The organism is bacterium, assembly GCA_030655055.1.
In the GTDB taxonomy this organism is placed as follows: Bacteria; Edwardsbacteria; AC1; order AC1; family EtOH8; genus UBA5202.
Genome location: JAURWH010000178.1, coordinates 1 through 9,810, shown reverse-complemented (window position 1 = coordinate 9,810; position 9,810 = coordinate 1). Strand labels below are relative to the sequence as shown.

The 9,810-nt window shown below is 53.2% G+C and carries 8 protein-coding genes and 1 tRNA gene; all 9 read left to right on the top strand.

The window, feature by feature from the left end:
* Positions 1 to 512 precede the first annotated feature (512 nt).
* Complete coding sequence (locus tag Q7U71_08550) at positions 513 to 2,147, top strand: hypothetical protein (GenBank protein ID MDO9391807.1); 1,635 nt, start codon at positions 513 to 515, stop codon at positions 2,145 to 2,147.
* An 18-nt stretch (positions 2,148 to 2,165) separates the two neighbouring features.
* Positions 2,166 to 3,935 (top strand): Ig-like domain-containing protein, encoded by a 1,770-nt coding sequence (locus Q7U71_08545; GenBank protein MDO9391806.1) that lies wholly within the window; start codon positions 2,166 to 2,168, stop codon positions 3,933 to 3,935.
* A 211-nt stretch (positions 3,936 to 4,146) separates the two neighbouring features.
* Positions 4,147 to 5,322, top strand: coding sequence for a phosphopentomutase (locus tag Q7U71_08540; GenBank protein MDO9391805.1), 1,176 nt, complete (start codon positions 4,147 to 4,149; stop codon positions 5,320 to 5,322).
* 43 nt (positions 5,323 to 5,365) lie between these two features.
* A complete protein-coding gene (locus tag Q7U71_08535) occupies positions 5,366 to 5,782 on the top strand; it encodes a cytidine deaminase (GenBank protein ID MDO9391804.1) in 417 nt (138 codons plus the stop codon).
* A 131-nt stretch (positions 5,783 to 5,913) separates the two neighbouring features.
* Complete coding sequence (gene yajC, locus Q7U71_08530) at positions 5,914 to 6,240, top strand: preprotein translocase subunit YajC (GenBank protein ID MDO9391803.1); 327 nt, start codon at positions 5,914 to 5,916, stop codon at positions 6,238 to 6,240.
* 93 nt (positions 6,241 to 6,333) lie between these two features.
* Entirely contained in the window at positions 6,334 to 6,873 is a 540-nt protein-coding gene (gene def, locus Q7U71_08525) for a peptide deformylase (protein ID MDO9391802.1), read from the top strand.
* Positions 6,870 to 7,982: an L-threonylcarbamoyladenylate synthase gene (locus Q7U71_08520; GenBank protein ID MDO9391801.1), complete on the top strand. Its 1,113-nt coding sequence runs from the start codon at positions 6,870 to 6,872 to the stop codon at positions 7,980 to 7,982. The genes def and Q7U71_08520 overlap by 4 nt, the downstream gene beginning before the upstream one ends.
* Before the next feature lie 228 nt (positions 7,983 to 8,210).
* A tRNA-Val gene (locus Q7U71_08515) sits at positions 8,211 to 8,287 on the top strand.
* A gap of 537 nt (positions 8,288 to 8,824) precedes the next feature.
* A partial coding sequence (recF, locus tag Q7U71_08510; protein MDO9391800.1) for a DNA replication/repair protein RecF occupies positions 8,825 to 9,810 on the top strand: 986 nt, incomplete at its 3' end.

The window sequence follows — 9,810 nt, the reverse complement described above, 5'->3', positions numbered from 1 at the left end:
CCAGGGAGCCGGCCCAGATAAGGCCCAGCAGGATCAGAAGGAAAGTTTTTTTAGACATAACCGGCGATGCTCGTTGTTTATTCTTTGCGGGGGATTATCATCCACAGACGTTGTAGTGGGTGTTTTACCGAACTATTAACGCAGATTTGAATGATCCCCATCTCTGCAAACCGATCCAAGTTATAATTACTACATCTGCGGATGAAAAGGACCAAACAAATCACTTTTCAATTATACCACCTGCGCAAATTTAGTCAATAGATATTTCCCCCAGTCCCCAAATTTTACCCCCAAGATGATCTCATGCCAACCGGAAACAAAAAAAAACAAAAAAAACAATTTTTATCCTTGACAATGGAGGATCTTTTTAATATCATATACAATATATACTCACTTAATAAGCATATGTTGATATAATATAAAGAAGGAGGTGAACCGTAACCAGTTTATTAATGTAAATCCATCCCAAAGATGTTTATCAAAAACCAACCAATAACAAACTGGAGGAAAAAATGAGAGCAAGAGTATTGACCCTTATTGTTTTGCTTGCTATGTCGGCAGCCGCAGTGGCGCAGGTTCAAACATACCCTTGGTACAACTCGTTCCGCAACCAATCCACTTCGGGCCTGTTGGAGGATGATCTGGATCTGATGCTGGGCAGTTACGGGTATCTGGACCCGGCCCGGATGACACTGATCGACGGCGGGCGGCTGTATACCAACCTATCAAATATCTACAGCCAGTATGAAGAGGTTTTTGACAACAATGGCGACGACACCTATGTCATCGGCGGAACCTCAGATATCTTTGGCTACGGCAAGCTGGGGCTGGTTTATTCCCAGAACACGGACAAATACCGGGACAGCACAGCCTACGAATATATTTATCTGGAAGAGACCAACGGGGCCAATCCGGGATACGACTTCAAGGCAGTGGACAAGTACCAGTATCAATATCAGGATACCCAAGACGAGAAGGACTACTTCCTGGGGTGGGCCAAACAGGTCAATGACATGAAACTTGGCGTGGCCTTCAAGCGGGAACAGTATTCCTATATGCAGGACGAGTTCAACAAATACGACTATACCGAGCAGAACCTGGTCACCGGGCAGACCATCTACACCCAGGCCGAACAGGATACCAGCAGCAACGGGTATAACGAAAGCACGAACTACGTGGGGGCTTCGGTCTGGAAGCCGTTAAACGACAAGATGGATGTCAGCCTGCGTTTGGCCGTGGGTTTTGGCGGCGGCAAGAATATTGACGAATACGACTATTCCTGGGACGAAAATTATCCCGGCGGAGACAGCTATAATGAGACCGAGGACCATAACTATACAACCGAATACACCGGGTTTGCCTTCTCCGGCGGCGGAGCCTATGTCTACAAATGGAGCGACAAGGTTGACACCCGGCTGGACCTGCAATACAGCCATATGAGCAACAAACCCAAGGCGGGCACCACTTGGGAAGAAAATTATCATGAACAGACGTTGTCCCTGACCTCTGAATATTATGACGAAGGCTATACCGGAACCTTGGAAGGCGAAAATGCCGACAACAACATCGATTTCAGGATGGTCAGCAAGGCTCGGCTTAACAAGGCGGTGTTCGCCATAGGCTTTGGGCTGTCGACCGGCAATTACGATCAAACCAGCACCATTGACGAGGCAAACACCAGCGTTTACCGCTACAGCGACCAGAATATCGATACCCTGCCGACCAGCTATGTAGAGACCTCCACCTGGAACGAGCAGTGGGAGTACATGAACACCGGTTCTTATTTAACTTGGTCATTCCCCGTCTGCGTGGAGTTTGATCTCACCAAGAGCATAGTCTTCCGCCTGGGAGCCAGGCACGAGATCAACAACGGAAGTTACACCAACAACAATACGTTGACCGGCGGATCTGACATGACCACCGTAGTTACACGTTATGGCAACGGGTATACCACCACCGATTTCTACCCTGATCCGTTAGATGAGCAGACCGGTTACACCAATACGTACAACTACCGGAATTCCTACACCGATTACACCTACGGCGCCGGCTGGAAGGTAACCGAAAACCTGCAGCTTGACTTCATGGGCTTTGCCCAGCTGAATGACCTGACCAACTGGAAACTATCCGCCGTGTTTAAATTCTAACAGAGGAGAATATAAAATATGAAAAAGAGACTATATTTACTGCTTGCCTTGGGGCTGGTAGTTTCAACAGCGTTCATGGCCGGCTGCGGCAAGAAAGAAACCCCCTTTGCACCGATCACCGACTCCTACCAGACCGGAGCGGCCACCTCCGCCGGCCCCAAGGTAACAGGGGCTTACGACATGAGCAATAACAACATATTTTATCCGGTGCCGGCCGATGACCAGATCAACATTTATTTTGGACATGACCTGAACGGCGCCACGGTTGACACCAATTCGGTCATCCTGCAGAATGCTGCCAATTACGTCCGCATCCCCCGCACCGTCAGCTACGATGTCGCCGCCCGGAAAATAGTCATCAAGGCGGCCAGCGGTTGGGTGGATTCCCTGCGCTATCTGGTGACGGTCAACACCAATGTCACCGACAAGTACGGCAACCGGCTGGACGGCAACGGCAACGGCTGGGTGGATCCCCAGGACAATTACCGGGTGAAGTTCCGCGGGGCCACCGCTGCCGGCTGGCCGGGAGACATTGCTGGCCCGCAGATAACCGGCATCATCCCCGGCAATGGCACAACTTATTTTGAGACCACCGACTCCATCCGGATATTCATCGCCGATGCCGACAGCATCGACAGCACAAGCATCTCAGCCGCCCAGTTCTCACTGGTGGCCGATAACGGTACGGTGATCAACCTTGTTCCCCTGATGACCAAACTGATGGCCACCTGGCCGGTCAATGTAGAGGTTCGCTTTAAAAACTTGGGGCTGGCCACCGGCACCAACTATACCCTGACGGTGCATACCGGCATCAAGGATCTTAAGGGAAATACTTTAAACGGCAACAATGATGCGAATGGTTATTCCGAGAACGAGACAATAGACAGGGTGATGGTCAAGTTCCGAACCTACGAAGCCACCAGCTCGGTCACTCCGCCGGTGGTCAACAGCATCCAGTATACGGATAACAACCGGACCATGACCATCAAATTCACCAAGAAAATGAACCCGGCCTATTTGACCTCCAGTTTCATCAAAGCTTATATGGACTGGAACAAGACCGGTTACATTTTGGGCACCATTAAGGTATTGCCGGACAGCATGGGTGCGGTGTACAGCCTGGAAAATGCCATTGGTTATACGCCGTATGTGTGGGTAAGCCGCGAAGTTCAGGATATGGTCGGCTTGAAGCTGGATGAAAACGGCAATGGCATCGGCGGAGAAATCGCCAGCGTAACCAACGGCTGGAACAGCGATGACTTTTGGAACTCTGCGACCTATAGCGCGGGGAATTGGTATGTGTTGTTTGACGACAAGGTGGAGTCCGGAAATATCGGCTGGTCCACCAAAAGCGACACCACCTTCAGCCTGTGGCACCGCTCCACCAGGAACCCGTCTCCCTACGGCGGAGGGGTCTATAACTGGTATTGCGGCAAGGATGCGGATTCCACTTACGATATCGGAGTGGCCGTGCACGACACCCTTATCAGCCCCTCCATTGATCTTACCGGGTATACTAACGCCGCCTATTTTGTTTTTGACATGTGGGTCAGCACAGATGGTGCAGGTGATCCGGTAACGATATTGATCTCCACTGACGGAGGAGCCCACTGGACCTCCTTTGGCGGCGTCTCTGGGACCGGGTTTAATTACTGGGATAGCTATTCGATCAACCTAGGTGGTTATGTCAATCAAGTGGTAAAGCTGGCCATAGCGTTTGATTCTGATGGCGTGGGTCTCGAAACAGAAGGCGCCTATTTTGACAACCTGCAGATATTGGGCTACTAGGTTAATCTCTCGGTTGCAAAAACGCCCCCCGCCTTTGGCGGGGGGCGTTTTGCTATTTACAACCGGCAAAAAATATGCGATAATTAAATAATAAGGTTTTTCTATGGCCTTGGTAAGACAGGATTAACATGATTTGCCGGAATGTTTCTGAATTTAAAACCATGAGAATTTTGTAAATCCTGTCAAAAATTCGTAGTTATTACAAGCATTCATGAAAAGGGTCATTCTGATAATTCTGGACGGCTGCGGGGCGGGGGAACTGCCCGATGCCGCCGATTTCGGCGACCGGGGCAGCAACACCCTGGGCAACCTTTCCCGGGCGGTCCCCGGAGGACTGGCCCTGCCCAACCTGCAGGGTTTGGGGTTGGGAAACGTCATTGAGATATCCGGGGTCTCACAAAATCCCCTGGCCTCAGGCAATTGGGGCAAACTGACCGAACGTTCCAAGGGCAAGGATTCCACCTTCGGGCACTGGGAGATTACGGGCTTGGTCACCGAAAAGCCATTGCCCACCTATCCTGCCGGGTTCCCGCCGGAGATCATAGAACCATTCAAAAAGGCCATCGGCCGGGACATCCTGGCCAACCGGGTGGCCTCCGGCACCGAGATCATCAAAGAACTGGGGGACCGGCACGTCAAGACCGGCTTTCCCATCGTCTACACCTCGGCCGACAGCGTGTTTCAGGTCGCCTGCCACGAGGAAATTGTCACCCTGGAGCAACTTTACTACTGGGGCCAGAAGGCCCGGGACATCCTGACCGGCGAACACGCGGTGGGGAGGGTGATAGCCCGGCCGTTCATTGGAACTTCCGGCAACTACCAAAGAGTTGGAGGTCATCGCAGGGATCTTTCCCTGAAACCATTCAAGCCTACCGTGCTGGACCACCTCAAAAAAAGCGGCCTGCAAGTCATGGGCGTGGGCAAGATCCACGACCTGTTCGCCGGACAGGGTCTGACCCAAAGCATCCACACCGACGACAACCGGGATGGCATGGAAAAGATCCTGAAAGCCCTGCCCGACTTCAAGCAGGGCCTGCTGATGGCCAACCTGGTGGACTTTGACATGAGCTGGGGCCACCGCAACGATGTCCTGGGTTTTTACAAAGGCCTGCAGGACTTCGACGCCTGGCTGCCAGAGCTGCTGAAGGTCTTGACCGGAGACGATCTGCTCCTGATCACCGCCGACCACGGCAACGATCCCACCACTCCCTCCACCGACCACTCCCGGGAATACACCCCGCTGCTGGTCTTCGGCCCGGGGATCAAAAACGGGGGCGACCTGGGAACCAGGGAAAGTTTTGCGGACATCGCGGCCACTTTAGCTGAGGTCTTCGGCATACAGGGAACCGGGAACGGTCAGAGCTTCTGGACCTCAATAAACCGCTAAGACGCTAATGACGCAAAGTTGTTACAAAATGGTGAGGTTAAAAATGCCTAAACCCTACCGACCAACTGCTAATGACCTAGTCAAAGTTGCCAAAGAAGCCAAACAGAAGGCCTATGCTCCTTACTCCAAATTCAAAGTAGGCGCGGCGCTTCTCGCCAAGAGCGGCAAGGTTTACACCGGCTGCAACGTGGAGAACGCCTCCTACGGGCTGACCTGCTGTGCCGAGCGCAATGCCGTGTTCCAGGCGGTGGGGCGGGGGGAGAGAGACTTCATCGCCATCGCCATCGTCTCCGATTCCCCGGAACCTACCGCGCCCTGCGGGGCCTGCCGCCAGGTGCTGCACGAGTTTTCCCCCGAGCTGGAAGTGATCATGGCCGGAGCCAAGGGGAAGGTCAGAACGCGGAAACTAAAAGAACTGCTTCCGGATTCTTTCGGACCGAAATCACTAAAAAACAAGTGACCAGCCGGCTGATTGAAGGGCCTTCTCACACGAAGCCACAGAGAACACAAAGAATTGCCTCGGTGTCTTAGTGTGATATCATGGTAACCTAAATGGATCAAAAACAAAAATACAATAAAAGGAGAAATACTTTGTTCGGAATAGCATTTGCCATGGGACAGCCGGGAGCCCCGGCTGCGGGACAGCAGAGCGGCGGCGGTTTGCTGGGCTTGCTGCCCATCGTCATCATGTTCGTCATCATCTATGTTCTGCTGATCCTTCCCCAGCAGCGCCAGCAGAAGAAGCACGCCCAGATGCTTAAGGGCCTGCAGAAGGGCGACAAGGTCATCGCTGCCGGCGGGATCCACGGCACCGTGGTGGGAGTGGACGACGCCCGGAACATGGTGGTGGTCAAGATAGACGAGAACGTCAAGATAGAAGTGCAGAAGTCCACGGTCTCTGTCAAACTGGAAAAGTAAGGGTTACTTAACAGCCAAGCCGCCAAGCCAAATCGTGAATTGTAAATTGTAAATCGTGATTTTGTGTCTTCGTGTCTTAGTGGCATAATAGAGATGTCAGCAACCAAACAAAAAATACTACCCATCAGGGTCTATGGCGACCCGGTGCTGAGGCAAAAGGCCGAGCCGGTGAAGAACATCGACGGCCGGCTGATCTCTTTGGCCGAGCAGATGATCGAATCACTGGCTTCGGCCCGGGGGTTGGGTCTGGCTGCGCCCCAGGTGGGGCATTCGCTGGCCCTTTGCATCATCAACCTTCCGGCTTTGGATCCCAAACATGCCAAGCCGCTGATACTGATAAACCCCAAACTGCAGGCTTCCGACGGCAAGATCGTCTACCAGGAGGGATGCCTTAGTTTCCCCGGTATGTACGCCGATGTGGCCCGGCCCCAGAACGTGACCGTCACCGGACTGGACCGGGACGGCAACCCGCTGGAGCTGGAGGCTGCCGACTTTTTAGCCCGGGTGTTTCTGCATGAGATGGACCACCTTAGCGGGGTGCTTTTCATAGACCACCTCAGTCCGATCAAACGGCAATTATTGAAAAAGCAGCTCAAGGAAATAAGCGCTGCGGCCGGGGACAAGGTCAAATGAGGAACATATTTCGCCAAACCAGGGGACATCTGATCAGGCTGGAAGAAGACAACTCCGGTCTTTCCGAAGCCGCAGGCCAAACCGTGGATGCCCTGAACCGGGGAGAGGTGATGGCCTTTCCCACCGATACGGTCTATGGCCTGGGTTGCCGGGCCGACCTGCCCCAGTCAGTTAAAAAGATCTACCGGCTTAAGGGGCGGAACTTTTCCAAGCCGCTGATACTGTTCATCAAGGATCCAAAGGAGCTTGCCGGGATCGTCAGTCAGGCCCCGGAATATGCCGGGAAACTTATCGACGCTTATTGGCCGGGGCCGCTGACCATGGTGTTCCCTGCTTCGGACCGGGTCAAAAAATGGGGCTTGGATAAAAACGGCACCATCGGGGTCAGGCAGCCAAAACACAAGGCTCTGCAGTCCATCCTGGAACAATTGGACTGTCCCCTGGCCACCACCAGCGCCAATGTCAGCGGGGCCCAGGAATCCTGCAATGTCGAGCAGGTGATAGAATCCTTCAAAGATCCGGTGGACATGATCCTGGACGGGGGGGAGCTTCCCCGCTGCCGGCCTTCCACTGTGCTGGACCTGTCCCGGGAGCACCCGGTGATACTGCGCCGGGGCGACATTGACCGGCAGGAACTGTCAGAACTTTTGTTGCTGCCGGTGAAGCAGGACAAGGTTGAGGTGCTGTTCATCTGCACCGGCAACACCTGCCGCAGTCCCATGGCCGAGGGGTACCTCAGGCACATTCTTCCCAAGAACTGGAAGGACAGAGTGACAGTGCGATCCTGCGGCACCAGAGCCCTGCCGGGCATGCCGGCCACGGACAAAGGGCAGGAGACGGCCAAGAAATGCGGCTTCGATCTCTCCGGCCATCATTCCCGGACCCTGACCGACAGTCTGATGAAACAGTCCGACATTATCATCGCCTTGGAGGAGGGGCACCGGCAGGACGCCAGAAAACTTTTCCCCAAAGCCCAGGTGGACCTTCTCTCGGTGGACGGAGTGGCAGATCCCATCGGCGGAACGCTGGAGGATTATGCCAAGACACTGGAACTGATAAAACGGGAAATGCCGGACGTGCTGGAGAAGATAAAAGAGATCCTAGCCTGAAAAAATGTCCGGTTGCGGACAGGCCAACAAAAAACTTGAATAGATTTTTATTTTTTGGTATACTTAAGGCGTTGTAATTCTGAACGGGGCTTCGTGCTTGGCAGATCGAAGAATAGTTGATCGGTTAAGCAGGCGGAGTGTGTCGGAATGAAGACTGAAAAAGCCGGGCGTCCTTCGGAAGCAGAGCAAGGGGCCATTCTCAGGATGACGTAGCAATTCTTTGGAGTAGGGCGGTTAGCTCAGTTGGTTAGAGCGCTGGTCTCACATACCAGAGGTCACAGGTTCGAATCCTGTACCGCCCACCATAAGACTGGGAATAGATGATAGGGATTTGATCGGTGTGGTTTGTGAATCTTTTTTCCGCAGGCATCTTAAGATGCCTTTTTTGTTTTTAGACAGGTTCTCCGCCAGTAGCACGGCTGAGCGGTTAAGCGGCGGCGGATCTGCCGTCGCCTAACATAAAGGCTTGGCTGCCGGCAGAGAATCCTGTACCGCCCACCATAAGATTGGGACTTGATGATTGGGATTTGGTCACAGTAGTTGATGAAATATATTTTTTACCGGTATCAGAAATGATGCCGGTTTTTTGTTTTAAAAGGTTTTCTCTCCAAAATCCAAGCTTTTTAGCTGCACAAAATTAATCACCATTAAACTCTATGCAATGCAATAAGATACAATGCAAAAATAATAGAAAAAACCTTTGCAATTTTACCATATATTGTGGTATAATTACCGACATAATACACCAAATAGTGTTTTAACCTAAAAAATCCAAAAACCGGGATTTTATGTATCTTAAGTCTTTTAAGGGCAGTGGGTTCAGGAATTTGCAGACCTTTTCCTTGGAATTTTCTGAAGACAAGAATTTATTCTATGGTTCCAATGGTTCGGGCAAAACCAATCTGTTGGAAGGCATCTATTATTTGTGCATCGGCCGCTCGATGAGGGAATCGGCCGAGGATGAAAACCTGATCCGCTTCTCCGACGACATGTTCCGTCTGGAAGGCCAGATGCAGACCCAGCGGGGTGAGATGATGGTGGAATCCGCCTTCAACAAAGTGGAAAAACGCTGCAAGATCAACGGCGAAGTGCAGCTCAAGCTGTCAGAACTCATCGGCCGGCTTCCGGTGGTCAGCCTTTCGCCCGAGGATGACGAACTGTGCAAGGACGGGCCCGGGGTGCGGCGGCGTTTCATGGACCTGGCCATCTCCCAGCTTTCCCGCAATTACCTGGCCGACCTCCAGGAATACCGCCGGCTGCTGCACCAGCGCAACCGTCTGCTGTTTGACATCCGCGAGGGGCGGGGCCAGGTAGCTTCGCTGGAGGCCTGGAACCAGCAGTTGGTGGCCTGCGGGTCAAGGATAATCAACAAGCGGATCCAGGTGATAGACGATCTTAAGGAAACCGCCGGCAGCCGGTACCTGGGCATTGCCGGGGGCCGGGAGCGGCTGGGTCTGCGTTACAAGCTTTCGTTCAAGAGCGAACCGGACGAGCCGGTGGAACAGGCCTTTGCCAAGGCCCTGGCCGCCAACTACGAGTTCGAGAGGCGGCGGGGCATCACCATGTTCGGACCCCACCGGGACGACCTGGAGATATCCATCGGCGGCAGCAGCATCCGCAGCTTCGGCTCTCAGGGCCAGCAGCGCACAGCCGCCATCAGCCTGAAACTGGCCGAGGCCGAGATGCTGGCCGTGCAGTTGAAGGAAAACCCGATCCTGCTGCTGGACGAGATCTTCGCCGAGCTGGACCGGGAGCGGGGCGGGTTCTTAGTGGACCAGCTGGACCCGGGATACCAGGTGTTCATAGCCACCGCCAAGGACCAGGAGGT

Coding starts and splice junctions, on each gene's coding strand:
- Q7U71_08550 (MDO9391807.1), top strand. CDS start 513: ATGAGAGCAAGAGTATTGACCCTTATTGTTTTGCTTGCTATGTCGGCA.
- Q7U71_08545 (MDO9391806.1), top strand. CDS start 2,166: ATGAAAAAGAGACTATATTTACTGCTTGCCTTGGGGCTGGTAGTTTCA.
- Q7U71_08540 (MDO9391805.1), top strand. CDS start 4,147: ATGAAAAGGGTCATTCTGATAATTCTGGACGGCTGCGGGGCGGGGGAA.
- Q7U71_08535 (MDO9391804.1), top strand. CDS start 5,366: ATGCCTAAACCCTACCGACCAACTGCTAATGACCTAGTCAAAGTTGCC.
- def (MDO9391802.1), top strand. CDS start 6,334: ATGTCAGCAACCAAACAAAAAATACTACCCATCAGGGTCTATGGCGAC.
- Q7U71_08520 (MDO9391801.1), top strand. CDS start 6,870: ATGAGGAACATATTTCGCCAAACCAGGGGACATCTGATCAGGCTGGAA.